Origin of the sequence: Nocardioides limicola, assembly GCF_016827675.1 — a bacterium.
Lineage (GTDB): Bacteria > Actinomycetota > Actinomycetes > Propionibacteriales > Nocardioidaceae > Nocardioides > Nocardioides limicola.
On sequence record NZ_JAERJA010000004.1, the window covers coordinates 49,003 to 74,530 of the forward strand.

General features: G+C 70.4%; 27 protein-coding genes. 20 read left to right on the forward strand and 7 right to left on the reverse strand.

The genetic code is table 11. The features are described from left to right. Positions 1-53 precede the first annotated feature (53 nt). The 10 genes from JKG67_RS09735 to JKG67_RS09780 all read left to right on the forward strand — a co-directional run bounded on the left by JKG67_RS09735 (position 54) and on the right by JKG67_RS09780 (position 8,601). Positions 54-644, forward strand: coding sequence for a TetR/AcrR family transcriptional regulator (locus tag JKG67_RS09735; protein ID WP_203337120.1), 591 nt, complete (start codon positions 54-56; stop codon positions 642-644). After that, positions 641-1,885: a cytochrome P450 gene (locus JKG67_RS09740; RefSeq protein ID WP_203337121.1), complete on the forward strand. Its 1,245-nt coding sequence runs from the start codon at positions 641-643 to the stop codon at positions 1,883-1,885. Before JKG67_RS09735 ends, JKG67_RS09740 begins: the two co-directional genes overlap by 4 nt. Beyond that, a complete protein-coding gene (locus JKG67_RS09745; RefSeq protein ID WP_238998248.1) occupies positions 1,885-2,661 on the forward strand; it encodes an SDR family oxidoreductase in 777 nt (258 codons plus the stop codon). The genes JKG67_RS09740 and JKG67_RS09745 overlap by 1 nt, the downstream gene beginning before the upstream one ends. Next, the gene (locus tag JKG67_RS09750; protein ID WP_307816498.1) at positions 2,658-4,064 is read left to right on the forward strand and encodes a cytochrome P450; all 1,407 of its coding nucleotides are present in this window, start codon (positions 2,658-2,660) and stop codon (positions 4,062-4,064) included. The genes JKG67_RS09745 and JKG67_RS09750 overlap by 4 nt, the downstream gene beginning before the upstream one ends. A 5-nt stretch (positions 4,065-4,069) precedes the next feature. Beyond that, positions 4,070-4,270 (forward strand): ferredoxin, encoded by a 201-nt coding sequence (locus JKG67_RS09755; RefSeq protein WP_203337123.1) that lies wholly within the window; start codon positions 4,070-4,072, stop codon positions 4,268-4,270. Position 4,271: 1 nt separating this feature from the next. After that, positions 4,272-4,922 carry a nuclear transport factor 2 family protein gene (locus tag JKG67_RS09760; protein ID WP_203337124.1) on the forward strand — a complete coding sequence of 217 codons (651 nt, stop codon included), beginning with the start codon at positions 4,272-4,274 and terminating at the stop codon, positions 4,920-4,922. Then, the gene (locus tag JKG67_RS09765; protein ID WP_238998249.1) at positions 4,919-6,445 is read left to right on the forward strand and encodes an aldehyde dehydrogenase; all 1,527 of its coding nucleotides are present in this window, start codon (positions 4,919-4,921) and stop codon (positions 6,443-6,445) included. Before JKG67_RS09760 ends, JKG67_RS09765 begins: the two co-directional genes overlap by 4 nt. Positions 6,446-6,599: 154 nt before the next feature. Further along, on the forward strand, positions 6,600-7,349 hold the full coding sequence (locus JKG67_RS09770; protein ID WP_203337125.1) for an SDR family oxidoreductase: 750 nt from the start codon (positions 6,600-6,602) through the stop codon (positions 7,347-7,349). Continuing rightward, positions 7,346-8,236: an NAD(P)-dependent oxidoreductase gene (locus JKG67_RS09775; RefSeq protein ID WP_203337126.1), complete on the forward strand. Its 891-nt coding sequence runs from the start codon at positions 7,346-7,348 to the stop codon at positions 8,234-8,236. The genes JKG67_RS09770 and JKG67_RS09775 overlap by 4 nt, the downstream gene beginning before the upstream one ends. Further along, a complete protein-coding gene (locus JKG67_RS09780) occupies positions 8,233-8,601 on the forward strand; it encodes a carboxymuconolactone decarboxylase family protein (protein WP_203337127.1) in 369 nt (122 codons plus the stop codon). Before JKG67_RS09775 ends, JKG67_RS09780 begins: the two co-directional genes overlap by 4 nt. A 79-nt stretch (positions 8,602-8,680) precedes the next feature. Here the strand turns inward: JKG67_RS09780 and JKG67_RS09785 are convergent, their stop codons facing one another. From JKG67_RS09785 to JKG67_RS09800, 4 genes are all read right to left on the reverse strand, one after another. Then, positions 8,681-9,901 (reverse strand): hypothetical protein, encoded by a 1,221-nt coding sequence (locus JKG67_RS09785; RefSeq protein WP_203337128.1) that lies wholly within the window; start codon positions 9,899-9,901, stop codon positions 8,681-8,683. 149 nt (positions 9,902-10,050) lie between these two features. Then, positions 10,051-11,007, reverse strand: a complete 957-nt coding sequence (locus tag JKG67_RS09790; RefSeq protein ID WP_203337129.1) for an alpha/beta hydrolase — start codon at positions 11,005-11,007, stop codon at positions 10,051-10,053. Continuing rightward, positions 11,004-11,615: a TetR/AcrR family transcriptional regulator gene (locus JKG67_RS09795; protein WP_203337130.1), complete on the reverse strand. Its 612-nt coding sequence runs from the start codon at positions 11,613-11,615 to the stop codon at positions 11,004-11,006. Before JKG67_RS09795 ends, JKG67_RS09790 begins: the two co-directional genes overlap by 4 nt. Beyond that, positions 11,612-12,970 carry a flavin-containing monooxygenase gene (locus JKG67_RS09800; protein ID WP_203337131.1) on the reverse strand — a complete coding sequence of 453 codons (1,359 nt, stop codon included), beginning with the start codon at positions 12,968-12,970 and terminating at the stop codon, positions 11,612-11,614. The genes JKG67_RS09795 and JKG67_RS09800 overlap by 4 nt, the downstream gene beginning before the upstream one ends. 84 nt (positions 12,971-13,054) lie before the next feature. Here JKG67_RS09800 and JKG67_RS09805 point away from each other — a divergent pair, with 84 nt between their 5' ends. The 3 genes from JKG67_RS09805 to JKG67_RS09815 are packed head-to-tail and all read left to right on the forward strand — an operon-like array spanning position 13,055 to position 15,887. Continuing rightward, positions 13,055-13,783 carry an SDR family NAD(P)-dependent oxidoreductase gene (locus tag JKG67_RS09805; protein WP_203337132.1) on the forward strand — a complete coding sequence of 243 codons (729 nt, stop codon included), beginning with the start codon at positions 13,055-13,057 and terminating at the stop codon, positions 13,781-13,783. Further along, complete coding sequence (locus JKG67_RS09810) at positions 13,780-14,865, forward strand: TIGR03857 family LLM class F420-dependent oxidoreductase (protein ID WP_203337133.1); 1,086 nt, start codon at positions 13,780-13,782, stop codon at positions 14,863-14,865. The genes JKG67_RS09805 and JKG67_RS09810 overlap by 4 nt, the downstream gene beginning before the upstream one ends. After that, positions 14,862-15,887: a phosphotransferase family protein gene (locus JKG67_RS09815; protein ID WP_203337134.1), complete on the forward strand. Its 1,026-nt coding sequence runs from the start codon at positions 14,862-14,864 to the stop codon at positions 15,885-15,887. Before JKG67_RS09810 ends, JKG67_RS09815 begins: the two co-directional genes overlap by 4 nt. Positions 15,888-15,926: 39 nt before the next feature. Here JKG67_RS09815 and JKG67_RS09820 read toward each other — a convergent pair whose 3' ends face one another. Beyond that, positions 15,927-16,997, reverse strand: a complete 1,071-nt coding sequence (locus tag JKG67_RS09820; protein ID WP_203337135.1) for an NAD-dependent epimerase/dehydratase family protein — start codon at positions 16,995-16,997, stop codon at positions 15,927-15,929. Between the two features lie 48 nt (positions 16,998-17,045). Here JKG67_RS09820 and JKG67_RS09825 point away from each other — a divergent pair, with 48 nt between their 5' ends. Next, positions 17,046-17,192 (forward strand): DUF1059 domain-containing protein, encoded by a 147-nt coding sequence (locus JKG67_RS09825; RefSeq protein ID WP_203337136.1) that lies wholly within the window; start codon positions 17,046-17,048, stop codon positions 17,190-17,192. Between the two features lie 4 nt (positions 17,193-17,196). Here the strand turns inward: JKG67_RS09825 and JKG67_RS09830 are convergent, their stop codons facing one another. Beyond that, complete coding sequence (locus tag JKG67_RS09830; RefSeq protein WP_307816499.1) at positions 17,197-18,135, reverse strand: oxidoreductase; 939 nt, start codon at positions 18,133-18,135, stop codon at positions 17,197-17,199. Positions 18,136-18,233: 98 nt separating this feature from the next. Then, positions 18,234-19,082 carry a putative endonuclease domain-containing protein gene (locus JKG67_RS09835; RefSeq protein ID WP_203337137.1) on the reverse strand — a complete coding sequence of 283 codons (849 nt, stop codon included), beginning with the start codon at positions 19,080-19,082 and terminating at the stop codon, positions 18,234-18,236. Between the two features lie 319 nt (positions 19,083-19,401). Between JKG67_RS09835 and JKG67_RS09840 the strand changes: the two genes are divergently transcribed. The 6 genes from JKG67_RS09840 to folP all read left to right on the forward strand — a co-directional run bounded on the left by JKG67_RS09840 (position 19,402) and on the right by folP (position 25,519). Then, on the forward strand, positions 19,402-20,433 hold the full coding sequence (locus JKG67_RS09840) for an Rv3626c family coenzyme F420 biosynthesis-associated protein (RefSeq protein WP_307816500.1): 1,032 nt from the start codon (positions 19,402-19,404) through the stop codon (positions 20,431-20,433). Next, positions 20,430-21,410 carry a tRNA lysidine(34) synthetase TilS gene (tilS, locus tag JKG67_RS09845; RefSeq protein ID WP_307816501.1) on the forward strand — a complete coding sequence of 327 codons (981 nt, stop codon included), beginning with the start codon at positions 20,430-20,432 and terminating at the stop codon, positions 21,408-21,410. Before JKG67_RS09840 ends, tilS begins: the two co-directional genes overlap by 4 nt. Beyond that, entirely contained in the window at positions 21,397-21,951 is a 555-nt protein-coding gene (gene hpt / locus JKG67_RS09850; protein ID WP_203337138.1) for a hypoxanthine phosphoribosyltransferase, read from the forward strand. Before tilS ends, hpt begins: the two co-directional genes overlap by 14 nt. 90 nt (positions 21,952-22,041) lie before the next feature. Further along, positions 22,042-24,111 (forward strand): ATP-dependent zinc metalloprotease FtsH, encoded by a 2,070-nt coding sequence (gene ftsH, locus JKG67_RS09855; RefSeq protein ID WP_203337139.1) that lies wholly within the window; start codon positions 22,042-22,044, stop codon positions 24,109-24,111. Between the two features lie 38 nt (positions 24,112-24,149). Beyond that, entirely contained in the window at positions 24,150-24,722 is a 573-nt protein-coding gene (gene folE / locus JKG67_RS09860) for a GTP cyclohydrolase I FolE (protein WP_307816524.1), read from the forward strand. Beyond that, positions 24,719-25,519, forward strand: coding sequence for a dihydropteroate synthase (gene folP, locus JKG67_RS09865; RefSeq protein WP_203337140.1), 801 nt, complete (start codon positions 24,719-24,721; stop codon positions 25,517-25,519). The genes folE and folP overlap by 4 nt, the downstream gene beginning before the upstream one ends. The last annotated feature ends 9 nt before the right edge of the window (positions 25,520-25,528 follow it).

Genomic DNA, 25,528 nt, shown 5'->3' on the forward strand with positions numbered 1-25,528 from the left:
CGAGTTTCGACATTTCCTTGACGCACGAATGGAACGTGTTCTAACTTAGACACGTGTCCAACCAATTGTCTGCACTGAGTCAGCTGCCCCGCCGCGGAGTCAGCGCCCGGCAGGTCGAGACCGTCGAACGGTTGCTCGCCGCCGGCGAGGTCGAGCTCCGCGAGGTCGGGCACGAAGCGATGACGATGCGCACCGTCGCCAAGCGGGCCGACGTCTCCCCGGCCACCGCCTACACCTACTTCGCCAGCAAGAACCACCTCTTCGCCGAACTCTTCTGGCGAGCCCTGGTCGACAATCCCGCCCCCGCGGCCGAGGACTCTGCAAGCGTGGTGGCCGGCGTCCAGGCCGTCACCCGGCACCTGTCGAGCTTCCTGGCCGCCCGCCCGGAGATGGCCGCGGCGGTCACCGGCAGCCTGCTCAGCCACGACCCCGACGTGGAGCGGCTCCGGCTGCGGATCGGCGCCGAGTTCGTGAGCCGGTTCTCCGCCGCGCTGGGACCCCTCGCCGACGACGCCGTCGTCGACGCACTCACCCTGGCCTTCTCCGGAGCCCTGCTCCAGGCCGGCATGGGGCTGAGCACCTACGACGACCTCGGCGACCGACTCGACGTCGTCGTCGCCACCATCCTGGAGGGCCGGGCATGACCACCGCCACCGAGGCGCTGCGCTTCGACCCCTACGACTACGACCTGCACGAGGACCCGTACCCGCTCTACCGTCGGCTGCGCGACGAGGCGCCGGTGCACCATGCCGAGACCGACGACCTGTGGGTGATCTCCCGGCACGCCGACGTCTTCGCGGCGCTGCGCGACGATGTCACCTTCTCCAACCAGATGGGCGTCTCGCTCGACAAGAGCGCCTGGAACCCGCACGCCCACCGGGTGATGTCCTTCCTCGCCCTCGACGGTGACCGCCAGACCCGGATCCGCAAACTCGTGTCGGCCGCCTTCACCCCCCGCCGGGTCCGGGAGCTGGAGCCGAGCGTGCAGCTGCTCACCGACCGGTACCTCGACGCGACCCTGGCCAGGAACGCCGCCGACGGCGAGGCCGACTGGATCGCCGAGCTCGCCGGCAAACTGCCGATGGACGTGATCTCCGAGATGATGGGCGTCCCCGACGCCGACCGGGACGAGGTACGCCGTCTCGCCGACCTCGTCGTACACCGCGAGGCGGGCCTGCGGGACGTGCCGCCGGCCGGCATGGAAGCCGCCCTGGAGCTGATCAGCTACTACGCCGAGATGGTCGCCCAGCGACAACGGCAGCAGACCGACGACCTCACCACCGCGCTGACCCTCGCCGAGATCGACGGCGACCGGCTCGAGGACCACGAGGTGATCGCGTTCCTCTTCCTGATGGTGGTCGCCGGGAACGAGACCACCACCAAACTGCTCGGCAACTCGCTCTTCCACCTCGGCGCCCACCCCGAGCAGCGTGCCCGGGTGCTCGCCGCGGCCGACGACCCGGAGCCGCTGGTGGTGCCGTGGATCGAGGAGACGCTGCGTCACGACACCTCCAGCCAGATGATCGCCCGTTACGTCACCCGTGACGTCGACCTGCGCGGCGTCACCATCCCCGCCGGCGCGAAGGCGCTGCTGCTGCTCGGGTCCGCCAACCGCGACGAACGAGTCTTCTCCGACCCGACCCGCTTCGACGTCGGGCGCGGCAAGGACGAGCTCAGCCAGATCCTCTCCTTCGGCACCGGCCGACACTTCTGCCTCGGCGCCAACCTGGCCCGGCTGGAGGCCCGGGTGGTCCTCAACGGACTGGTCCGCCGGGTCGCCGACTTCACCGTGCACCACGACCGCGCGGTGCGGGTGCACTCCACCAGTGTTCGGGGCTTCGCCGAACTGCCGGTCAGCTTCACCCCCCGTCTCGGAGGTGCGTGATGAGCAAGTACGCCCAACCCGACCGCCGCCCCGCGGTGATCGCCGGCGCCTCCTCGGGCATCGGCGCCGAGACCGCCCGGGCGCTCGCCGCCGCCGGCTTCCCGGTCGCCCTGGGAGCCCGCAGGGTGGAGCAGTGCGAGGAGGTGGCCGCCGAGATCCGCTCCGCCGGCGGTGAGGCGGTCGCCCACCGACTCGACGTCTCCGACGACGACTCGGTGGCCGAGTTCGCCGCCAAGGTCGCCGCCGACCTCGGCGAGGTCGAGGTGGTGATCAGCAACGCCGCCCTGATCGGACCCGGCGCCCTGTTGCAGACCACCCCCGCACGACTCGAGCGGGAGCTCGACGTCAACCTGCTCGGACCGCACCGGCTGACCAGGACCTTCGTGCCCGGCATGGTGGAGCGACAACGCGGCGACATCGTCTTCGTCTCCTCCGACGTCGCCGTCCGAGCCCGGCCGTTCATGGGCGGCTACAGCGCCAGCAAATCCGGGCTCGAAGGCCTGGTCGCCTCGCTGCAGATGGAGCTCGAAGGCACCGGAGTGCGCGCGTCGGTGGTGCGACCCGGACCCACCTGGAGCGAGATGGGCATGGACTGGGACGCCGAGGCGGCCGCCAAGGTCCTCAACGAGTGGGTCAAGTGGGGCCACGCCCGGCACTCGCACTTCCTCAAGGCCCGCGCCATCGCGGACGCGATCACCGTGGTGGTCAGCGCGCCCCGCGGCGTCCACATCTCACCCGTCGACGTCAACCCCGAAGCCCCCTTGGAGGAACTGTGACCACGAGCCCCACCAGCGCAGCGACGCTCGCCGGGATCCGTGAGGTCTCCACCGTGGTCGACGACCACGGCGAGCAGGTTCCGCAGATCATCCGCGGCACCGGCCACCTGCCGGAGATGCGGGTCGACCCGATCGCCCTCTTCCACCGGGTCCGCGAGGAGTGCGGCGACGTCGGCCGGTTCCGGCTGGCCGACTCCGACGTGGTCCTGGTCACCGGCGCGGAAGCCAACGAGGCGTTCTTCCGAGCGCCCGAGGAGGTGCTCGACCAGGCGGCGGCGTACCCCTTCATGACGCCGATCTTCGGCAAGGGCGTCGTCTTCGACGCCTCCCCCGAGGAGCGCCAGCAGATGCTGAAGAACCAGGCCCTGCGCGGCGACATGATGCGCGGCCACGCGGCCACCATCGAGGCCGAGATCCGGCGGATGGTCGCCGACTGGGGCGACGAGGGCGAGATCGACCTGCTGGACTTCTTCGCCGAGCTCACCATCTACACCACCAGCTCCTGCCTGATCGGCAAGCCGTTCCGCGACCAGCTCGACGGCTCGTTCGCCGAGATCTACCACCGGCTCGAGCACGGCACCGACGCGATCGCCTACGTCGACGCGTACGCCGACATCGAGAACTTCCGGATCCGCGACACCGCCCGGGAGGAACTGGTCGAGAAGGTGCAGGCGATCATCGCCGCCCGGGTCGAGAAGGCCGAGTCCCTGGGCGGAGAGATCCCCAAGGAGGACCGGGACCTGCTCGACGTCCTGATCGCGGTGGGCTACGACGCGGAGATGGTCACCGGCATCTTCATCTCGATGATGTTCGCCGGCCACCACACCTCCTCGGGCACCGCCTCCTGGGCGATGATCGAGATGATGCGGAACCCGTCGGTGATGGACGAGGTCGTCGCCGAGCTCGATGAGCTGTACGCCGACGGGAGCGAGGTGTCGTTCCAGGCGTTGCGCTCGATCCCGATGCTCGAGGCCACGCTGAAGGAGACCCTGCGCCTGCACCCGCCGTTGATCATCCTGATGCGGCTGGTCCAGTCCGACTTCGAGCTGCTCGGGCACACGCTGCCCGCGGGCACCTTGATCGCGGCCAGCCCCCGGGTGTCGAACCGGATCGAGGAGGACTTTCCCCGCGCCGAATCCTTCGACCCGAGCCGCTACATCGACCCGCGCCAGGAGGACCTGCAGAACCGGTGGACCTGGATCCCGTTCGGAGCCGGCAAGCACCGGTGCGTCGGCAACGCCTTCGCGATGATGCAGATGAAGGCGATCTTCTCCGTCATCCTGCGCGACTTCGAGTTCGCGCCGGCCCAGCCGCTCGACTCCTACGCCGACGACTTCACCAAGATGGTGATCCAGCTCCAGCAACCCTGCCGGGTCACCTACCGGCGCCGTAGCGGACGGTGACCGCGATGAAGGTCGTCGCCGACACCGGCGTATGCCAGGGGCACCAGCTCTGCCAGGGCGAGGCCCCCACCGTCTTCGGATTCGACGAGGACGCCGACGTCGTCGTCGTACTCGACGAACACCCCGACGCCTCGCTGCGCCCCGCCGTCGTGACGGCCGTGAAGTACTGCCCCGCATTCGCCCTTTCCATCGAAGAAGAGGACTGAGATGAGCCAACTCACCCGCGCCGAGATCGAGGAGTTCTGGGACTCCTGGCTCGACATCAACCGTGTGGTCGAGGCGTCCGGCGACTGGCGGCCGCTGGCCGAGTGGTACGCCGAGGACGCCACCTACGGCTGGATGTACGCCCCCGACGAGCACTTCATGGCGGTCGGCCGCGACCAGATCCGGGACTGGGCGATCGGCATCGAGATGGACGGTCTCGACGGCTGGCACTACGACTACGTCTGCTCGGTCATCGACGAGCAGAAGGCGATGGTCATCGGCTTCTGGAAGCAGCGCTCGGGGATCATCAACGACGAGACGCAGCGGGAGTACGAGATCCTCGGACTCGGCGGGTCGTGGTTCGGGCTCAAGCGGGTCACCGAGGGAGCCGACGCGGGTCAGGTGAAGATCGACTGGCAGCGCGACTGGTTCGACATGCCCTCGACCGCACACACGTTCCTCGAGATCATCAAGGCCAACAAGGCCCCCGAGACGTTGCTGAAGCGGATGTCGGTCACCGGCCACGACGTCCCCGGCCACTACCGCTACGAGGACCTTCCCTCGACCGTGTGGCCGCCGCCGGTCGAGCGTGGGGACTACGTCACCCAGGGGTCGGTCGTCGAGCCTGTCGAGACCCCGGGCGGTGTCGGATGAGCGAGATCTCGACGAGCTCGATCAGCGACGCGAGCTCGATCAGCGACGCGAACGCGATCAGCGATCAGAACGCGATCACCCTCCCGCCCGCCCAGCAACTCATCGACGGCAAGCTGCGCGGCGCGGAGTCGTCGTACCCGATCCTCAATCCGGCCACCGGTGCCGTGATCGGCACCGCGCCGGACAGCACCGCCGAGGATGTCGACGCGGCGATCGCGGCGGCCCGACGGGCCTTCGACGAGACCGACTGGTCCACCGACCGCGCGCTGCGGGTCCGGTGCCTGCGGCAGTTGCACGCGGCGCTGCTCGCCGAGGCGGATGAGTTCCGGGCGTTGACCACCGCCGAGGTGGGGATGCCGAGTTTCATGATGACCGCGGCCGGCTTCGACGTGCCGTTGGAGGGGCTGGCCTGGGTCACCGAGCTGGCCGAGAGCTACGAGTTCGAGACCGACCTCGGCGTGGCCTCCCCGATGGGGATCGCATCGCGCCGGACGGTACGCCGCGAGCCGGTCGGCGTGGTCGCCGCGATCACGCCGTGGAACGTGCCCACCCAGATCAATCTGGCCAAGATCGGTCCGGCGCTGGCCGCCGGCTGCACCGTGGTGCTCAAGCCGGCTCCGGACACCCCGTGGGTGGCCGCCGAGCTCGGCCGCCTGGTCGCCGAACAGACCGACATCCCGGCCGGGGTGTTCAACGTGGTGATGCCCGCCGACAACGCGGTCGCCGCCCAACTCTCCAGCGACCCGCGGGTCGACATGGTGTCGTTCACCGGCTCCACCGCCACCGGCAAGGCGATCATGGCCGCTGCCGCGCCGACGTTGAAGCGGGTCTTCCTCGAGCTCGGCGGCAAGTCCGCGGCGATCGTGCTGGACGACGCCGACGTCGCCGGGGCCGCGGCCGCCACCGCGTTCGCCGCCTGCATCCACGCCGGCCAGGGGTGCGCGCTGACCACCCGGCTGGTGGTGCCCCGGGCCAAGTACGACGAGGCGGTCGAGTCCGCGGCGTCGACGATGGAGATGATCGGGGCCAAGGACCCCAGCGAACCCGACGCCATCTGTGGGCCGGTGATCTCGGCCGTCCAGCGGGACCGGATCGCCGCGTACCTGGCGCTCGCCGAGGCCGAGGGTGGCCGGTTCGCGACCGGGGGCCGGATCATCGAGGGCGACGGGTTCTGGGTCGAGCCGACCGTGGTCGCCGGCCTTGACAACTCCTCACGCCTTGCCCAGGAGGAGATCTTCGGGCCGGTGCTGGTGGTGATCCCCCACGACGGCGACGACGACGCGGTCCGGATCGCCAACGACTCGGCGTACGGACTCTCCGGCTCGGTGGACTCCGGCTCGCTGGAGCGGGCCAAGGCCGTCGCGGCCCGGATCCGCACCGGCACTCTGGCCGTCAACGGGGGTGTCTGGTTCAGCCCGGATGCACCCTTCGGCGGCTACAAGCAGTCCGGCCTGGGCCGGGAGATGGGGGTGGCCGGCTTCGAGGAGTACCTCGAGACCAAGACCATCGCCGAACCCGCCTGACCCGCCGAGTTGGGCCCCATCCGCGCCGAGTTGGGCCCCATCCGCGCCGAGTTGGGCCCCATCCGCGCCGAGTTGGGCCCCATCCGCGCCGAGTTGGGCCCTATCCGCATCGAGTTGGGCCTCGCACCCATCCACTGATCAGAAGAAGGACACCATGAGCAGATTCACCGGCAAGGTCGTCGTCGTCACCGGCGCCGCCCAGGGCATCGGCGAGGCCTACGCGAAGGCGCTCGCCAGCGAAGGGGCCACCGTCGTCGTCGCCGACCTCAACGTCGACGGCGGCGAACGGGTCGCCAAGGAGATCGAGGCCGGCGGCGGCTCGGCACTCTTCGTCCGCTGCGACGTCTCCTCCCACGACTCCGCCACTGCCCTCGCGGCGACCGTCGAGGCGGCGTACGGCGGGATCGATGCGCTGGTCAACAACGCGGCCATCTACGGCGACATGCAGTTCGACCTGCTGATCAGCGTCGACTGGGACTACTACCGCAAGTTCATGAGCGTCAACATGGACGGGGCCCTGGTGATGACGCGTGCCCTCTATCCGTCGATGCAGAAGCGCGGCGGCGGTTCGATCGTCAACCAGAGCTCGACTGCGGCCTACCTCTACTCCGGCTTCTACGGGCTGGCCAAGGTCGGTATCAACGGACTCACCCAGCAGCTCGCCCACGAACTCGGCGGGATGGGCATCCGGGTCAACGCGATCGCCCCCGGCCCCACCGACACCGAGGCCACCCGCACCCAGGCCGGCGACGCCGCCAAGGACCTGGTCAAGGGACTCGCCCTCAAGCGGATGGGCCAGGTCGACGACATGGTCGGTGCCTGCCTCTTCCTGCTCTCGGACGACTCCTCGTGGATCACCGGGCAGATCCTTGCCGTCGACGGCGGACAGACCTTCCGGCTATGAACGTCGGATTCGTGGGGCTCGGCAACATCGGCAAGCCGATGGCGCAGCGCCTTGCTGCTGCCGAGAACGTCGCGTTGGCCGTGTACGACGTGATGCCGGAGCCGTTGGACGAGCTTGCGGCGGCCGGCGCGTCGGTGGCCGACAGCGTGGGTGATCTGGCCGCCTCCGTGGATGTCCTCTGCGTGATGGTGCGCGACGACGACCAGGTGCGCGACGTACTCGGCGAGGTGCTCGCGCACGTGGGCCGGCGAACCTCCCCGCGCCCGCTGGTGGTGGCCGTGCACTCCACGATCGCGCCGGGCACCCCAGCGACGCTGGCCGAGACCGCTGCTCGACACGACGTACTGGTCGTGGACGCGCCGGTCTCCGGTGGGCCGATGGGTGCCGCCGAGGGGACCCTGGCGATCCTGGTCGGGGGCAGCGAGGAGGCCTTCGCGGCGGCCCGGCCGGCGTTGTCCGTGCTGGGTTCGAAGGTGATCCATGCCGGTCCGGTCGGTGCCGGCACCCAGTTCAAGCTGGCCCGCAATCTGATGCACTTCGTCGCGTTCACCGCGGCGACCGAGGCTCAGCGGCTGGCCGAGGCGGCCGGGCTGGACCTGGTCGCGCTCGGTGACGTCGTCCGCCACACCGACGCCATCACCGGCGGACCGGGCGCGATCATGCACCGTGACAGTGCGGCGACCCTGGATCCGGACGACTTCTGGCACGGTGTCTTCAGCCATGTCCGGGCACTGGGCGAGAAGGACCTCCGGTTCGCCACTGAGCTCGCCGACCAGCTCGGCGTCGACGTCCCTCTGGCCAGACTCGCCCTGGACCGCCTCGGTCCGGGGTTGGGATTGTCGGACTCACCGCCACGCCACGCATCCCACCACCAGGAGCAGTCATGACCGACAAGTTCGCTGACCTTCCCGAGCAGCGCCGCCGCGGGCTGTTGAAGATGGAGGAGGTCTACGGCTTCGACATGACCGACGGCACCGGCGACTTCTTCCGCTACACGGCCGACCACCTGTTCGGCGACATCTGGACCCGCCCCGGCCTCTCGGACCGGGACCGTAGGTTGTTGCTGATCGGCATGCTCACCGGGGCCGGCGCGGCCGATGTCCTGGGCATCCAGATCCCGGCGGCCTATGCCAACGGTGAGTTCGACGCCGAGGCGTTGCGCGAGATCGTGGTCTTCCTATGCCACTACGCTGGCTGGCCCAACGCTGCTCGCCTCAACTCCATCGTCGAGGACACCATCGCCAAATCCTGACGAGGTGGGGTTTGTGGCCGCGCGAGGTGGGGTTCGTGGCCGGCCGAGGTGGGGTTCGTGGCCGCCGGATGCTCCGTCGTCAGACCGGGGTGATCGGGAGTGACCGGCGGGACTCGAAGGCGAAGTTCGAGCCACTGCTGAACCGGGTGACCGCCACCTCGTCGAACTCCTTGGCGGGAGTCTCACCGCGAACCACAGTCGCTGACCAACCCGCGGTGGAGGCCGTCACTGTCACGTCGTACGACGGGTCAACGGCACGCGCGATCGCCTGCAGGGCACGCTCGCGGCCGGGTCCGCACAGCGCGATCCACGCGCGGTCGTCCTGGGCCGGCGAGGAACCGGCCACCTGCACCGAGTGGTCCACGACGGACGCGGTCACGTATGCCGCCGGGTTCAGCAGGGGATGCCACGCCATCAGCCGCACCACGTCGACCTCGGCGGTGCCCAGGTTGAGGCACCGGGCGATCCGTTCGGCGGCGATCCCGGCTATCCCGACGAGCTGCTTCTCGCAGATCTCCTCGGCTGCGTCCGGCTCGGCGCGTTGCCGCACCGCATGCGAGAACGACAGGTAGAGCAGGTGCATCTGCAGGCAGACCTCGTCGGCGATCCGCACCAGCGCGGACCGGGAGAACGTGGCGAAGTCGACGTCGGAGAGCAAGGGGCCCGCGTAGTCGGCCCGCCCCTCGTCGGTCGGATCGATCGCCGCGAGTTCAACCGCTGCGGCCTTCGACTTGGAGATGACGTGGAAGGCCGGCAGCGCCTGCGCCGGTGGATGAGCTTCGTCGATCCGCACGGTCCAGCGGCAGTGCGGGTGCCGGTCGGCAGGTGACCGAGGTGGCCGATGGATCGGGCGAACCTGGGCGCGCGGGTTTGTGGCCACAGCGGTGGCGTCGAAGGTGGGGTCCTCAATGTCGTGGCACATCGACTTCACGTAGGCCTCGCCCATCGGTTCCACGTCCATCAGGGCGCCGCAGTGGTCGAGCCAGAACTCGCCGTTCCAGCGGTCCTCGACGGCGTACCTGAAGTCCATGAACTGCGGTGGCGCCCCGATGTCGAGCTGCAGGCCCTTGAAGATCGTGATCACATCGTCGCCGACATAGTTCAACGCGCGCTGCATCCTGCGCGTGTAGATCGGGCTTGCGCCGGCCCACTCTTCAATCGCGACCTGCGCCATCTGCTCGCGGCCGAAGGCTTGGATGCACCAGGCCATCCCGGAGCGGTCGATGAGTTGACCGATGAGCAGGAGTTCGGGGACCAGTCGGGCGAGTTCGTCACGGCTCAGGGCGTCGTAGCGGCTCATGGACACCAGTCTAGAACACGTTCTAGTTTCCTGTCCATGATGCTCATCCATTAGCCACAAACCCCACGTCGGGCGGCCACAAACCCCACTTCGGCGGGCCAGAACTCACACTTCGGCGGGCCAGAACTCACACTTCGGCGGGCCAGAACTCACACTTCGTCGGGGGTGGGGGTGAGGTGGCGGGTGAGGTGGCGGGTGAGGAACGAGACCTGGTGGGCGATGGCGGCGGAGTGCCACTCCTTGCCCGGCCACACGTCGAAGTGGTCGCACGGGTAGTGGCGGACCTCGGCGCGCCCGCGGAACGCGGCCTTGGCGGCGGCGTACGGCGGCGCGGCCCGGTCGAAGTCGGCGATCTGCACCAGTAGAGGTGCCCGCACCCGGTCGGCCCGGCGTCCGGGTCGGTACGACCCGAGCTCGAGCGCCACCGCGGCGTCGATCTCGTTGCGCCAGGTCGGCCCGGCGATCGCCAGGTAGTCCTCGAGGTTGCCGGGCAGTGTCAGCGCCGCCGGCTCCCCGGGCCTGCCCACCACCGGCATCATCAGGCCTTGCCGACGCACCAGCCGGGACACCCGGGAGGCGCCCCCGGCCGCGGTCGCGCGCAGCATCGACGACGGCCGGTGGCTGGCCATCGCGTGCCGGCCGGCAGCGAGCCCGTCGACCAGCGGCGTCAGCGAGACCACGGCGGCGATGTCGTCGCGGTCCGCGGCCACCTCCAACACGTGCCCGCCGGCCAGGGACACCCCCCACAGCACCAGCCGATCCGGGTCCACGCCGGGCAGGCGACCCGCCGCGGCCAGCGCCGCCCGGTAGTCGGCCACCTGGCCGGCCACCGACACCGTCTGACGAGGGTTGCCGCCGCTGCCGCCGAAGCCGCGGTAGTCGAAGGCGAGTACGTCGATCCCGGCGGCCGCCAGGCCACGCGCGAACGACGCCAGCCCGCTGTCCTTGGTGCCGGCGAGCCCGTGGGCCATCACCACGCACGGGCGCCCCGCAGCCGAAGCGAACGTGTCGCCGATGCCGGTGAAGTGCCACGCCTCGCAGGTGACGCCAGCCGAGTCGAAGCGCACCGTGGCGGCGTCGGTGTCGGGCAGGTCGGTGACGGTCATTGATCGGTCCTTCCATAGATGGTGCGCAGCCAGACGGTGACCACGGCCTCCACGTGCTCCTCGCGGCTCAGCGTCCCGCCGAGCGCGAGTCGTTCCAGGGCGCGGTCGTTGAGCTCCAGCAGCACGGTGGCCAGCGCGGTGGCCGGCGGGCCGTCGGGGGCGCGGCCGGCGGCCCGTTCGGCGGTGATCATGTCGGCGACCGCGGGCACGAAGGAGAGCCGGTCGGAGTCCCACATCTGCCGCACCGCCTCGCTGGTGGCGCGGGCCTCCAGCATCGCCCGGAAGATGTGTTCGTGGGCGTCCCAGGCGGCGAAGAGCTGCCGGATCGTGGATTCGATCCGGGTGCGCGGGTCGCCCTCGCCGACCAGGACGTCGGTGGCCGCGAAGGCCGCCTCGTACATCGTCTCGACCAGCGCCGCGACCGCGACCGCCTTGTTCTCGAAGTAGAAGTAGAACGCCGACCGGGTCACGCCGGCGCGCCTGGAGATGTCGGCGATGTTGATCGACTCCAGCGACCCGCCCTGGAGGTGCTCCTCGAGTGCCTCCAGCAGGGCCGCCCGCCGTTTGTCGCCGCGTTGCTGCGGCGTCGTGGTGGCGGCCCGGTTCATGCCACTCTCCCGGCCAGCGATGTCGCGCCGAACCGCGCGGCGCGCGCCCGGCCGGCCGGCAGCTCCCGGACCCTCAGGTCGTGCTCGTAGAGGTAGTGATCCAGCTGTTGGGTGTGCCGGGCGCTGGGGTGCATGTGGCCGAGGAACTTCGCGTGGTCGGCGTCGATGGCGTCCTCCATCTGCGGCAGCGACGGCAGTTGGTAGTGCCCGGTCGCGTACGCCGCCAACAGCCGGGCCTGCGCCTCGACGAACGGGAACAGCGTCGGCGTGGCCTGGGCGAACCCGGCGAAGACCAGGTCGTCGATCCCGGGCTTGAACATCCGCTTGAAGAGCCGGATCTTGTTCTCCGGCGCCGAGATGAAGTCGTCGGCGAAGAACGGGAAGGTGATGTTGTAGCCGGTGGCGTAGATGATCACGTCGAAGTCGGCGCTGGTGCCGTCGGTGAAGTGCACCGTCTCGCCGTCCAGGCGCGCCACGTTGGGCTTGGCGGTCAGGTCGCCGGAGCCGAGCCGCAGCGGCAGCTCCACCGACTGGGTCGGGTGGGCCTCGAAGAACTTGTGGTTGGGTTCGGGCAACCCGTAGTCGGTGGGGTGACCGGCCGACAGCGGCTGCAGGAGCTGCATCGCCTTGCGCTGCCAGGAGAGCGGAATGTGCGGGGAGGTCTTGTAGTACTTGTCCGCGGGGGTGCCGGCGAAGTACTTGGGCACGATCCAGGCGCCGGACCGGGTCGAGATCATCACCTCGTTGCCGAGCGCCTTGGTGGAGAGTTCCACGCTGATGTCGGCGGCGCTGTTGCCCAGCCCGACGACCAGGATCCGCTTGTCGCGGAAGTTCAGCGGCGTCTCCGGGTCGATGTAGTGGTGCGAGTGCAGGGTCTGGCCGGTGAACTCGCCGGGGAACTGCGGATAGCGGGGATCCCAGTGGTGTCCGTTGGCGACCACGAGCAGGTCGAACCGACGGGTGCCACTGCCGGTGGTGGTCAGCTCCCAGCCGCCGTCGGGGAGCCGTCGGGCGTGCTCGACGCCGTTCTCGAACTCGATCGCCGACGTCAGGTCGAACGCCTCGGCGTAGGACTCCAGGTAGTCCTTGATCTGGGTGTGGTGCGGGAAGTGCGGGTAGTGCTCGGGCATCGGGAAGTCCCGGAACGAGAGCTGGTGTCGCGAGGTGTCGATGTGCAGGGACCGGTAGGCGCTGCTGTGTCCGTTCGGGTTGCCGAACGCCCAGTTGCCACCGATCCGGTCCGAGGACTCGAAGCAGACCCGGTCCACGCCGTAGTCGCCGAGCATCTTGGAGGCGGTCAGGCCGCTGATGCCGGCCCCGATGATGGCGGTGCGAGGGGTGGCGGTGCTGGGCATGGGCGACTCCCGGGCAGAAGTGAGGCTGGTCAGGGGCGACGTTATGCCCTAAGTTGACACGCGTCAACAACGGATGGAGATCTGATGAGTACGACGCACAGCAAGGTCGCGGTCGTCGTCGGTGGCGCCTCGGGCATCGGTGAAGCCACCGCCGAGCAGCTGACCCGGACCGGACACCAGGTGGTGGTCGCGGACCTGACCGGCGACGCAGTCGTCGATGTCACCGACGAGGCCAGTGTCGAGGCCCTGATGGCCGGCGTGCTGGACCGGCACGGACGCCTCGACGTGGTGGTCAACAGCGCCGGCACCAGCACCGTGGGCCGGATCGCGGACCTGGAGTTGGCCGAGTGGCAGCGGGTGGTCGATGTCTGCCTGACCGGCTCCTTCCTGGTGATCAAGCACGCCGCCCGGGTGATGGAGGCGGGTGGTTCGATCGTCTCGGTGGCCTCGCTCAACGCGCGACAGCCGGGCGCGGGGATGTCGCCGTACTGCTCGGCGAAGGCGGGCCTGGCGATGCTCACCGAGGTCGCCGCCCTCGAGCTGGGGCCGCGCGGCATCCGGGTCAACGCCGTCTCGCCCGGACTGGTCGTGACTCCGCTGACCGCGCCGGCGATGGACATCCCGGGGATCCGGGAGGACTACCTGGCGAACACGCCACTGGGCCGCAGCGGCACCCCCGAGGAAGTGGCCGAGGCGATCGGCTATCTGGCTGCCGCCGAGTGGCTGACCGGTGAGGTGCTCGACCTCAACGGCGGTGCGCATCTGCAGCGGTACCCGGATCTGCTCCGCCACATCGAGGCGGCGTTCGGATGAGCGAGTTCCCCGAGCTGGGCTGCTACGGGCTGGCCGGGCACAGCGACTCCCCGCGGGACCTGCTCGACGAGGTCGCCCGGGCCGAGCAGCTCGGCCTCGGCTCGGTGTTCCTCTCCGAGCGGTTCAACGTCAAGGACGCGGCCGTGCTCGCCGGTGCGGTGGCCGCGACCAGCTCCGGGATCGGCATCGGCACCGCGGCCACGAACCACAACACCCGGCATCCCTTGGTCACCGCCACGATGGCGACCACCCTGCACCGGCTCTCCGGCGGCCGCTACGCCCTGGGACTGGGCCGCGGCTTCGCACCCCTGATGGAGGTGATGGGGCTGCCGCAGGTGACCTCCTCCCAACTGCGTGACGTGGTCGGGATCTATCGGACCCTGTGGTCCGGCGGCGCGGTGGCCGGCCACGACGGCCCAGCCGGCAGGTTCGGGTTCCTGCACCAGGACGCCGGCTTCGACGAGCAGATCCCGATCCTGATGATGGCCATCGGCGACCGCTCCCTGGATCTGGCCGGCGAGATCGCGGACGGGGTGGTGCTGCACACCTTCTTCACCGACGCCACCCTGACCCGGGCCGTACGCCGGGTCCGCGCCGCGGCCGAACGTGCCGGCCGCGACCCGGCCTCGGTGCGGATCTGGTCGGTGCTGGCCACCGTCCCTGACGCCCTGCCCGAGGAGCTGCGGCTGCGCAAGCTCGTCGGCCGGCTGGCCACCTACCTGCAGGGGTACGGCGAGGTGCTGGTCCGGGCCAACGGCTGGGACGCCGCAGTGCTGGACCGGTTCCGGGCCGACCCGGCGGTGACCGGTGCCGGCGGTGCCCTGGACGCGATCGGCACCCCCGCACAGCTGGCCGATATCGCCGACCGGTTCCTGCCTGCGGACTGGCTGGCGGCCAGCGCCTCCGGCACCCCCGCCGACTGTGCCGGGCGGGTCGCGGACCAGTTCGCGGCGGGCGCCGACAGCGTGATCCTGCACGGCGCCACCCCCGACGAACTGGCTCCGGTGCTCGACGCCTGGCGGCAGGTCCGCGATCCCGGGGCGTTCGCGAGTCTGCCGGTCAACCCGGGGAGGATGCGATGAGACCGATCGACTCAGCCGACCAGATCACCCCGGTGTGGCTGAGCGAGGTACTCGGTGGCCCGGTGGAGGCGGTGGCGGTCGAGCGGGTCGGTTCGGGTCAGATCGGCACCTGTCACCGGGTGCGGGTGAGTGGCGTCGACGTACCGGCGTCGGTGCTGGTGAAACTGCCTGGCGAGGACCCGGGTGCCCGGGCGATGCTGGCCGGTGCCTACCGCAGCGAGATCAACTTCTACACCCGGCTCGCGTCGACGGTGGCGATCGCGGTGCCGCACTGTTACGCCGCCACCGAGGTCGACGAGCAGGGCCGGTTCACGCTGGTACTGGAGGACCTGGCCCCGGCCCGCCAAGGTGATCAGGTGCACGGCTGTACGCCGGAGCAGGCGCGAGCGGCGGCGGTGAACCTGGCCGGCCTGCACGGGCCGCGGTGGTGTGACGAGACCCTCTTCGGCGACGGCTGGCTGACCCGGCACGAGCAGGCGGACGCGGACCTGATGATGAGCGTCTTCCCGGACGCGGTCGACGCCTTCCTCGAGATCGTGCAGGGGCGACTCTCCGCCGGCGCCGCGGCGGTGGTGCGGGACTGTGTCGAGGTGATGGGGGACTGGTCGCTGGGCCGCGCCGAGCGGTTCGGGCCGGTGCATGGCGACTATCGCCTGGACAACCTGATGTTCGACCCGGACGGGTCGGTGACTGCGGTCGACTGGCAGACCCTGTCGGTGGGCCTGCCCGCCCGGGACCTGGCGTTCCTGCTCGGCACCGGGCTGCTCGTCGAGGACCGGCGCAGCGCCGAGCGGGAACTGGTGGCGGGATACCACGCGGCGCTGGTCGGTCACGGCGTCACCGACCACTCGCTCGAGGAGTGCTGGGAGGACTACCGCTACGCGATGCTGCAGGGGGTGCTGCTGTCGGTCTTCGGGTGCGCCTACGGCACCCGGACCGAGCGGGGGGACGCCATGTTCACGGCGATGGTGGAGCGGACCTGCGCGGCGATCACCGACCTGGGGTCGCTGACCCTGGTGTGAGGGCTGGTGTGCGGGCTGGGGTCGGCCCGGGGCGGAGGTTCAGGGCAGGTCGGGGTAGCGCTGGGCGATCAGCGTCCACGGGTCGGCGTACTCGCGCGGGTGGTGGCGGTACGGCGACTTGCGGCGGGCGACCTCGGCCAGGATCGGGGCGAGCAGGCGAAGCAGGTAGCGCTTGGCCCCGGTGCGCTCCCGGATCTCGGCGAGCAGGTCCGGCCAGGAGACGGTCTGGAACTCCAGGGCCGCCTGCGCGGCGTCGGTATCCATCCAGTCGGTGGCGAACCAGCTCGAGTCGTCGGCCGGGTCGCCGTTGCGGCCCGCCGGCACGGCCCCGTCCAGACCCATCGCCGCGGTGTAGCCGAGGCCGATCTCACGTTGGGCGAGCCGATGGGTCTTGTCGCCGCCGATGAGGAACGTCTCGCCGGTCACCGGACGCACCGACGCGGCGGCGAAGGCGCGGGCCACGTCTCGCACGTCGACGGTGTGGATCCGGCCGTCGTCGGGCAGCAACGAGGAGAACCAACTGGTGTCGGCGTCGGTGCCGCCCACGTCGGCGGTCATCACGCCGCCGAGCCGCAGGATCGCCCAGTCCAGCGACGATTCCCGGATCAGTCCCTCGGCGGCCACCTTCTGCCGGCCGTAGAGGTCGCTGGGCGCGACCGGGGTCGCGGCGGTGACCGGACCGGCGTCGCGGTGTGGGTTGCGGGAGCCGTAGGTGGCGACGCTGGAGGCGAAGACCAGCCGTGGTGGGCTGGGCAGTTCCTCGGCCACCTCGACCAGGTGCGCGACGGCATCCACGTTGACCCGCTGCGCCAGCGCCGGGTGGGCGTAGCAGGCCGGCGGGATGACCGCGGCGAGGTGCACGATCACGTCGGGGGCGTGCTCGGTGAGCAGCGCCCGGACGGCGGTCGCATCGGTCAGGTCGGCGTACGTCGTGTGCAGCCGCCCCGCCGACTCCGCACCGGACCGGCGCTTGGCGAGCTTGCGGTTGCCCGGGGTGTCCAGATCGGTGGCCACGACGTCGAACCCGTCGGCCGTCAGTCGGTCCAGGACCGCCCGGCCGACGAGGCCGAACGCTCCGGTCACCAGGATCTTCTTGGTAGATGCAACCATGAATCAACGATACCCTGTTCTCGTTGCACCCCGACTCTGGAGGCCGCCATGAAGACCCGACTCAACTGCCCCTGTGGCACCTACATCGTGGGCAAGGACGAGGACGACCTGGTCGAGCAGACCCAGACGCACCTGACCGAGTCCCACCCCGGCATGGAGTACGACCGCGAGCAGATCCTCTTCATCGCCTACTGAGGAGTCACGGCCAGCGCAGCCCGACGATCTCCTCGCTGAGCTGCCACAGACGCATCGCCGCGGCGGTGTCCTTGGCCAGCGCCGAACGCCCCACCCTGCGCGGCAGGCCACGCATCTGCCCGAAGTTGCTGGGCCCGCAGTAGGTGTTGCCCGCCAGGTCCGCGGTGGCCGCCATCAGGGTCGGCAGCGCGCCGTCGTCGGCGGACTGGGACGCGATGCTCATCGCCACGTCGAAGATCGACATGCGGGCCCGGCGACCGGTCTCGCCCCCGGCCATCCCGGTCGACATCAGCTTGGTGGAGGCGTAGCCGGGGTGAGCGGCCATCGCCTTGACGGGCAGCCCGGCTGCGGTCAGCCGACGCTGGGCCTCGGCGATGAACAGCAGGTTGGCCAGTTTGGTTCGCGCGTACGTCGGCCACCGGTCGTAGCGACCCTCTGCCTTCCGCGGGTCCTCCAGTGGCGCCCGCCTGGCCATCCGGTGCCCGTTCGAGGCCACCGACACGATCCGTCCGTCACCACTGGCCACCAGTTGCGGCAGCAGCAGTCCGGTGAGGAGGAACGGCCCGAAGTGGTTGGTGGCCATCTGCAGTTCCAGGCCGTCGTTGGTGCGCCGGTACGGCGTCGCCATCACGCCGGCGTTGTTGATCAGTACGTCGATCGGGCCGAACGCGGCGGCCCGACCTGCGGCCTCGCGGACCGAGGTCAGGTCGGAGAGGTCGACGATCAGCCGCTCGGTGTCGGCCTTGGGCACCGCCGCGACCAGTTCGCCGGCGGTCTGATCGAGCTTGGTCTCCGAACGGGCGGCCAGGATCACTCGTGCGCCGGCCCGTAGCAGCTCCCGCGCGGTGGGGGTGCCGATGCCGCTGGTCACTCCGGTGACCAGGACGGTGCGTCCGGACAGGTCGGGCATGTCGGCCAAGGACCAGGTGGCGAATTCACTCACGATCGGCGACTCTACGCGTCGTACGGACCTGCCCGGGCACAGATGTCCGCGCAACTGCTGTCCCGGGACCCCGCCCACGACCGCATCGCGGACATCTCTCAGGCGCTCCACTCCCGCCGGAGCTCAGCGAGCACCTCGGCCTCGGCCAGCTGCTGATCGAGTGACACTGCGGGGAGGGCTGCCCGCCACGATCGGCGCGCGACCGGCTCGAACCTGGCCCTGGCCCGGGCCGCGATCAATCTCGCCGCCACGGCACCCCGATCGGCCAGATCGGGCCCGGTGACCCGGACCACCTCTATCCCGTGCTCGCGGAACGCGGACTCCTTGCGCACATCGCGGCTGTGCCTGCGTACGTCGCGATGATCGGCGCCGTCGTACTCCACGGCCAGGCCGGCCTCGACGTCCAGCAGGTCGGCGATGCCCAGCAACTGCCCGCGAGCTCCGTGCACCGCACAGTTGGCCAGTGGGGAAGGCAGCCCGGCGTCAAGCACCCAGATCAGCCTGGTGCGTGTCTCGTTGGGCGAGGCGGACCGCTCGTTGGCGAGCGTCAGCGCCTGGCGGGCCAGGATGACCCCCGTCGCGCGGGGTCTGGCCGCAACCGCATCGCGCACCCGGGTGATGCTGGTCAGTCGCGCAGCCGCTGCCATGTCCATGACCACCACCGCCTCCCGCAGGTCGTGGGTCAGCCACATCGCGTCGCACACCGCGCGCTCGATGGACACGACCGGGATCCCATGACGATGCTCCACCTCACCTGGGTCGGCGTAGAGCAACCTCACCCCGTCGTGGCCCTTGTGCCCGGTGCCGGCCCTGCCCACCAGCAACGGCACCGGGAGTGGGGTCCGGCCGTCGGTGGCCAACCCGTCGAGCAGGTTCACCCCGTGCAGTCGACAGGCCGCCCAACCGGTCACGGCACCGCCAGCGGGCAGCAGCACCGAGTGCTCCATGGCCCTTTGCTCGGGGGACCCTCCCGTGTCGCTGGGCACGTACCAGCCATGGGATGTCCGTCGCCACGCAGGACCACGCGCTTGACCGGGGGTCGGTCCCGTGCGGCCGGTGGGGTCGATCCGCACCGGCCGCACCAACGTTCCCGGATGGGGTGCCCTGGGGTCCCAACGGTGGCCAGCCATGGGCGACAGCCTGCCCGGAAGCGCGCGGCGGCGCCCGACCTCATCCACAGGGCACACATGTCCGCGCAACTGCTGTCCCGAGGCCCCGCAAGGAACCGGACCGCGGACATGTGTGACCCCGGCATAGGGTCGGGGCATGACTGACATGGTCGACTGGGAGTTGGCGGTCCGACTCGGCGCCCGCCTGGCCGGCGATGGGCCGCAGGTGTCGCCTGCCGAGGCCGCCTCGACGGTCGCGCAGCTCCGGGTCGATGCGGACCGCTCCCGGGACCTGGTCAGAGAGTTCACCGGCCTGGACGCGCCCCCGAACGGAGCGCCGCTCCTGGTCGTGGACCGGGCCGGTTGGGTGCGGGCCAACGCCGATGCCTTCGCTGGGGTGATCGCGCCGTTGACCGACAAGCTCGAGGCGGCCCGGACCCTGCCCGGGACCAGTGCGATCCGTGCGGTGGGCTCGCGGGTCACCGGCACCGAGGTCGGTCTGCTGCTGGGCTTCCTCGGCAGCAAGGTGCTCGGTCAGTTCGACCCCATGTACGCCGACACCGGCAGGCTGTTGCTGGTCGCCCCCAACATCGTGCACACCGAGCAACAGATCAACGCCGACCCGGACGACTTCCGGCTCTGGGTGTGCCTGCACGAGGAGACTCACCGGGTCCAGTTCACCTCCGTGCCCTGGCTGCGTGATCACCTGCTCGCCCAGGTCGGCGACCTGGTGGACGCCGTCGACCCGGGCAGCGCGCTCGACGTCGGCTTCGCCCGAGCCCTGGAGGCGCTGCGCGAAGGCACCAAGGGGATGAGCATCCTGGAGATGGTGAGCAGCCCCGAACAACGCCGGGTGATCGACCGGATCACCGGGATGATGAGCCTGCTCGAGGGGCACGCGGACGTGGTGATGGACGGGGTCGGCCCCGGTGTGATCCCGAGCGTGGCCAGCATCCGTAAGGCCTTCACCCGCCGACGTCAGGGCGTCGGCACCTTGGACCGGATCCTGCGTCGACTGCTCGGACTGGACGCCAAGATGGCGCAGTACCGCGACGGTGCCACGTTCGTGAGGGCCGTGGTCGACGAGGTGGGCATGGACCGGTTCAACAGCGTCTGGGCGGCGCCCGATCACCTGCCCGACCTGGCCGAGATCCACGAACCCCGCGCCTGGATGGACCGGGTCTTGTGACCCAGCCGCTGGCCGCGGTGCGCACTGCGGTCCGCGCTGCCCTGGCGGAGCTCGACCCGGGCAGCACGGTGCTGGTCGCCTGCTCCGGCGGTGCCGACTCCACCGCCCTGCTCGCAGCGGCCGTCGCCGAGGCGCGTGAGGGAGCGCTGGTGGTGGTCGCAGTGACCGTGGACCACGGTCTGCAGGAGGGGTCGGCGACCCGGGCCGAGGAGGTGGTGGCGCTCGCCCGAACGCTCGGCGCCCAGGTCGCGGAGGCGATCCCGGTGCAGGTGGGTGTCGGGCAGGGCCCTGAGGCGGCCGCCCGACGGGCCCGGTACGACGCACTCGACGAGGCCGCGGACCGACACCGGGCTGCGGTGGTGCTGCTGGGTCACACCCGCGACGATCAGGCCGAGACGGTGCTGCTCGGGCTGGCCCGCGGCTCCGGTTCCAGGTCGCTGGCCGGGATGCGACCACGGCACGGCCGCTACGTCCGGCCGCTGCTCGGGCTGTCCCGCGCGCAGACGGAGGCCGCCTGCGTGGCCCTGGGGGTGCAGCCCTGGCACGACCCCCACAACGCCGACCCGGCGTACACCCGAGCCCGGGTGCGGCAGCGGGTGCTGCCGCTCCTGGAAGCCGAACTGGGGCCGGGCGTGGCCGCCGCGCTGGCCCGCACCGCGGACCAGTTCCGGGCCGACAACGACCTGCTCGATGAGTTGGCCGAGGAGGCGTACCACCAGGTCGAGGACGACGCCGGCCTCGACACCGAGGCGCTCGAGAAGCTCCCGGGGGCACTGCGCAGCCGGGTGCTGCGTCGGGCCGCCCTGAAAGCCGGAGCGATCCCCGCGGACCTCACCCACGGGCATCTGTCGCACCTCGACGCACTGGTGACCGACTGGCACGGCCAGCGATGGATCGACCTGCCCGGTCCAGTCCGGGCGGCTCGGCGCGAGGGGCGGATCGTGATGTGGCAGGCTGACGCCCATGGAAGCGGCTGACGTCGAGAAGGATCTGACCGGTGTCCTCTTCACCGAGGCCCAGATCCAGGCCAAGTTGGGTGAGATGGCCGCCCAGATCGAGGCCGACTACGAGGGCAGGGACCTGTTGATGGTCGGCGTCCTCCGTGGTGCGGTGATGGTGATGGCGGACCTGGCCCGCGGCCTCGGCCGGCACGTGGAGATGGACTGGATGGCGGTCTCCTCCTACGGGTCGGGCACCAAGTCGTCGGGCGTGGTGCGGATCCTCAAGGACCTCGACACCGATATCTCCGGCCGGCATGTGCTGGTGGTCGACGAGATCATCGACACCGGGCTGACGCTGAGCTGGCTGATCTCCAACCTGTCCAGCCGAAGGCCGGCCAGCGTCGAGATCGCCACTCTGTTGCGCAAGCCGGACGCCCTGGCGATGCCGGTGGAGCCGAAGTACATCGGGTGGGACATCGCCAACGAGTTCGTGGTCGGCTACGGATTGGACTACGACGAGCGGTTCCGGAACCTGCGCGATATCGCCACGCTCGCCCCCCACGTGTACGGCGGCTGACCTCGCTGAGGTGCCGATGCGAGAATGGGCCCACTGGGTCGGCGCCTGTAACGTCGGGCGTCGACAACCACTCAGAGTGAAAGCACCGGTGTGAAGCGAATCGTCAAGGGCCCGTGGCTGTGGATCGTCGTCGCAGTGGTCGGGGTCCTGCTGTTGTTGCAGTTCGTCGCGCCCGGGGACGGGTACGACGAGGTCACCACCTCCGAACTCGAGGCCCACATCGCGGCCGGTGAAGTGGTCGAGATCGAGTTCATCGACAACGAACAGAAGATCCAGGCCACCCTGGCCGAGGGTGTCCGTGAGGACGGCGACCAGATCGCCGCCTACTGGGTCACCGGTCAACAGGAGCGACTCCTGGACGCGGTGGACGCCCAGGTCGCTGCCGGCACGATCGAGCAGTCGAACTCCTCCAACCCCCAGCCCAACTTCTTCGGCACCTTGATGGCGACGCTGTTGCCGTTCGCGCTGATCATCTTGATCTTCCTGTTCCTGCTGAACCGGATGCAGGGCGGCGGGGGCGGGGTGATGCAGTTCGGCAAGTCCAAGGCCAAGCTGATCACCAAGGACATGCCGAAGACCACCTTCGCCGATGTGGCCGGCTGCAACGAGGCGATCGAGGAGCTCGGCGAGATCAAGGAGTTCCTCGCCGAACCGGCCAAGTTCCAGGCCGTCGGCGCGAAGATCCCCAAGGGTGTGCTGCTCTACGGTCCGCCGGGCACCGGCAAGACGCTGCTGGCCCGCGCCGTGGCCGGCGAGGCCGGGGTGCCGTTCTACTCGATCTCCGGGTCGGACTTCGTGGAGATGTTCGTCGGCGTCGGCGCCAGTCGGGTGCGGGACCTCTTCGAGCAGGCCAAGGAGAACGCCCCCGCGATCGTCTTCATCGACGAGATCGACGCGGTCGGCCGACACCGCGGCGCCGGCATGGGCGGCGGTCACGACGAGCGTGAGCAGACCCTGAACCAGTTGCTGGTGGAGATGGACGGCTTCGACGTCCGCGGTGGCGTGATCCTGATCGCGGCGACCAACCGGCCCGACGTACTCGACCCGGCGTTGCTGCGCCCCGGTCGTTTCGACCGGCAGATCGGCGTGGACGCCCCGGACCTGGCCGGTCGGCACAAGATCCTCCAGGTGCACTCGCGCGGCAAGCCGATCGCCGAGGACATCGACCTGCTCGCGGTGGCCCGTCGTACGCCGGGATTCACCGGCGCCGACCTCGCGAACGTGCTCAACGAGGGTGCCCTGCTCACCGCCCGCAACAACGAGCTGCTGATCACCAACGCGGCCCTCGACGAGGCCATCGACCGGGTGATCGCCGGCCCGCAGCGGTCCACCCGGTTGATGAGTGAGAAGGAGAAGCTGATCACCGCCTACCACGAGGGCGGACACGCCCTGGTGGCTGCGGCGCTGCCGGGCACCGACCCGGTGCACAAGGTGACGATCCTGCCGCGCGGCCGGGCGCTGGGCTACACGATGGTGCTGCCGGATGAGGACAAGTACTCCCAGACCCGCAGTGAGATGCTCGACAAGCTCGCCTACATGCTCGGCGGCCGGGCGGCCGAGGAGATGGTCTTCCACGACCCCACCACCGGAGCCGGCAACGACATCGAGAAGGCCACCAGCCTGGCCCGGGCGATGGTCACCCAGTACGGGATGACCGAACGGCTCGGCGCCATCAAGCTGGGCGAGTCCAACTCGGAGCCGTTCCTGGGCCGCGACCTGGGCCACTCCAAGAACTACTCCGAAGAGGTCGCCGCGATCGTCGACGAGGAGACCAAGAAGCTGCTGGTGGCGGCGCACCAGGAGGCCTTCGACATCCTCACCGAGAACCGCGACGTGCTGGACGCGCTGGTGCTCGCGCTGCTGGACCGCGAAACCCTGGACAAGGCGGAGATCGCCGAGGTCTTCGAGGCACTGCGCCGTCGGGACCGGCGGCCGGCCTGGACCGGGTCGCCGACCCGGGTGCCCTCCGCCATCCCGCCGGTGGAGATCCCCGACGAGGTACGGCGCCGGGCCCTGCCCGAGCCCCCGACCTCGGCGGCCGAGCCGACGGACCCGTCCGGCGAGCCGACCGACCCCACGGTCCAGCCGACGGACCCGTCCGACTCGACGGTCGAGCCTGTCGAGACCCCGGCCCCCGACCCGGAGGAACCCCGGCCGTGACCGACCCGATCCAGCTGCCCGAACGGGACCCGGACGAGGTGCCCGCCTTCGACCATGCCCGGGCGGAGGCGGCGGTCCGGGAACTGCTGCTCGCGATCGGTGAGGACCCTGAGCGGGAGGGACTCCTGGAGACCCCGGCCCGGGTCGCCCGCGCCTACGAGGAGTTGACCTCGGGGATGCGGATGCGGGCCGAGGAGGTGCTGACCACCACCTTCGACCTGGGTCACGACGAGATGGTGCTGGTCCGGGACATCGAGTTGTGGTCGATGTGTGAGCACCACCTGGTGCCGTTCACCGGGGTGGCTCATGTGGGCTACATCCCGGCTCACTCCGGCAAGATCACCGGCCTGAGCAAGCTCGCTCGGCTGGTCGACCTGTATGCCAAGCGCCCTCAGGTGCAGGAGCGCCTCACCAGCCAGGTCGCGGACGCGTTGATGGAGTTGCTCGAAGCGCGTGGGGTGATCGTGGTGATGGAGGCCGAGCACCTGTGCATGACGATGCGTGGGGTGCGCAAGGGTGGCGCCCGGACCATCACCTCCGCGGTCCGTGGCCAGATGTTGCAGGCCGCCACCCGGGCCGAGGCGATGGCGTTGATCCACGGCCGACGATGACCTTGCTGATGGGGGTCGTCAACGTGACCCCCGACTCGTTCTCCGACGGCGGTCGGTTCGTGGCAGCCGACGCCGCCATCGAGCACGGCCTGGCCCTGCTTGCCGAGGGTGCCGACATCCTGGACGTGGGCGGGGAGTCGACCCGGCCCGGGGCCACTCGGCCGGTGGTCACCGAGGAGCTGGGCCGGGTGATCCCGGTGATCACCGGGCTGGTCGCCGCCGGCGCCCGGGTGTCGGTGGACACGATGCGGGCCGAGGTGGCGGCAGCGGCGATCGCTGCGGGCGCGACCCTGGTCAACGACGTCTCCGGGGGTCTGGCCGATCCGGGGATCCTCGATGTGGTCGCCGACGCCGGTGTCGAGTACGTGGCCATGCATTGGCGGGCGCACGCGGACCAGATGCAGCGGCATGCGTCGTACCCGCGCGGCGTGGTGGCCGAGGTCCGGGACGAGCTCGCGGCCCGGGTGGACGCCGCAGTGGCGGCCGGAGTGACGCCCGAGCGGATCATCCTCGATCCCGGGCTGGGATTCGCCAAGACGCCCCAGCACAACTGGGAGCTGCTCGCCGGTCTGGACGAGCTCGACGGGCTGGGGCACCGGCTGCTGGCCGGGGCCAGCCGCAAGTCGTTCCTGGGCGTGCTGCTCGCCGCCGACGGCCAGCCACGGCCGGTGGACGAGCGGGAGGACGCCACCACCGCGCTCACCGCCCTGCTGGCCCGGCGCGGCACCTGGTGCGTCCGGGTGCACCGGGTGCGCCCCAGCGCGGACGCCGTCGCGGTGGCTCGGGCGCTGGGGTAACGTCGGCGC

Coding starts and splice junctions, on each gene's coding strand:
- JKG67_RS09740 (WP_203337121.1), top strand. CDS start 641: ATGACCACCGCCACCGAGGCGCTGCGCTTCGACCCCTACGACTACGAC.
- JKG67_RS09745 (WP_238998248.1), top strand. CDS start 1,885: ATGAGCAAGTACGCCCAACCCGACCGCCGCCCCGCGGTGATCGCCGGC.
- JKG67_RS09755 (WP_203337123.1), top strand. CDS start 4,070: ATGAAGGTCGTCGCCGACACCGGCGTATGCCAGGGGCACCAGCTCTGC.
- JKG67_RS09760 (WP_203337124.1), top strand. CDS start 4,272: ATGAGCCAACTCACCCGCGCCGAGATCGAGGAGTTCTGGGACTCCTGG.
- JKG67_RS09765 (WP_238998249.1), top strand. CDS start 4,919: ATGAGCGAGATCTCGACGAGCTCGATCAGCGACGCGAGCTCGATCAGC.
- JKG67_RS09770 (WP_203337125.1), top strand. CDS start 6,600: ATGAGCAGATTCACCGGCAAGGTCGTCGTCGTCACCGGCGCCGCCCAG.
- JKG67_RS09775 (WP_203337126.1), top strand. CDS start 7,346: ATGAACGTCGGATTCGTGGGGCTCGGCAACATCGGCAAGCCGATGGCG.
- JKG67_RS09780 (WP_203337127.1), top strand. CDS start 8,233: ATGACCGACAAGTTCGCTGACCTTCCCGAGCAGCGCCGCCGCGGGCTG.
- JKG67_RS09785 (WP_203337128.1), bottom strand. CDS start 9,901: ATGAGCCGCTACGACGCCCTGAGCCGTGACGAACTCGCCCGACTGGTC.
- JKG67_RS09790 (WP_203337129.1), bottom strand. CDS start 11,007: ATGACCGTCACCGACCTGCCCGACACCGACGCCGCCACGGTGCGCTTC.
- JKG67_RS09795 (WP_203337130.1), bottom strand. CDS start 11,615: ATGAACCGGGCCGCCACCACGACGCCGCAGCAACGCGGCGACAAACGG.
- JKG67_RS09800 (WP_203337131.1), bottom strand. CDS start 12,970: ATGCCCAGCACCGCCACCCCTCGCACCGCCATCATCGGGGCCGGCATC.
- JKG67_RS09805 (WP_203337132.1), top strand. CDS start 13,055: ATGAGTACGACGCACAGCAAGGTCGCGGTCGTCGTCGGTGGCGCCTCG.
- JKG67_RS09810 (WP_203337133.1), top strand. CDS start 13,780: ATGAGCGAGTTCCCCGAGCTGGGCTGCTACGGGCTGGCCGGGCACAGC.
- JKG67_RS09815 (WP_203337134.1), top strand. CDS start 14,862: ATGAGACCGATCGACTCAGCCGACCAGATCACCCCGGTGTGGCTGAGC.
- JKG67_RS09820 (WP_203337135.1), bottom strand. CDS start 16,997: ATGGTTGCATCTACCAAGAAGATCCTGGTGACCGGAGCGTTCGGCCTC.
- JKG67_RS09825 (WP_203337136.1), top strand. CDS start 17,046: ATGAAGACCCGACTCAACTGCCCCTGTGGCACCTACATCGTGGGCAAG.
- JKG67_RS09835 (WP_203337137.1), bottom strand. CDS start 19,082: ATGGAGCACTCGGTGCTGCTGCCCGCTGGCGGTGCCGTGACCGGTTGG.
- JKG67_RS09840 (WP_307816500.1), top strand. CDS start 19,402: ATGACTGACATGGTCGACTGGGAGTTGGCGGTCCGACTCGGCGCCCGC.
- hpt (WP_203337138.1), top strand. CDS start 21,397: ATGGAAGCGGCTGACGTCGAGAAGGATCTGACCGGTGTCCTCTTCACC.
- folP (WP_203337140.1), top strand. CDS start 24,719: ATGACCTTGCTGATGGGGGTCGTCAACGTGACCCCCGACTCGTTCTCC.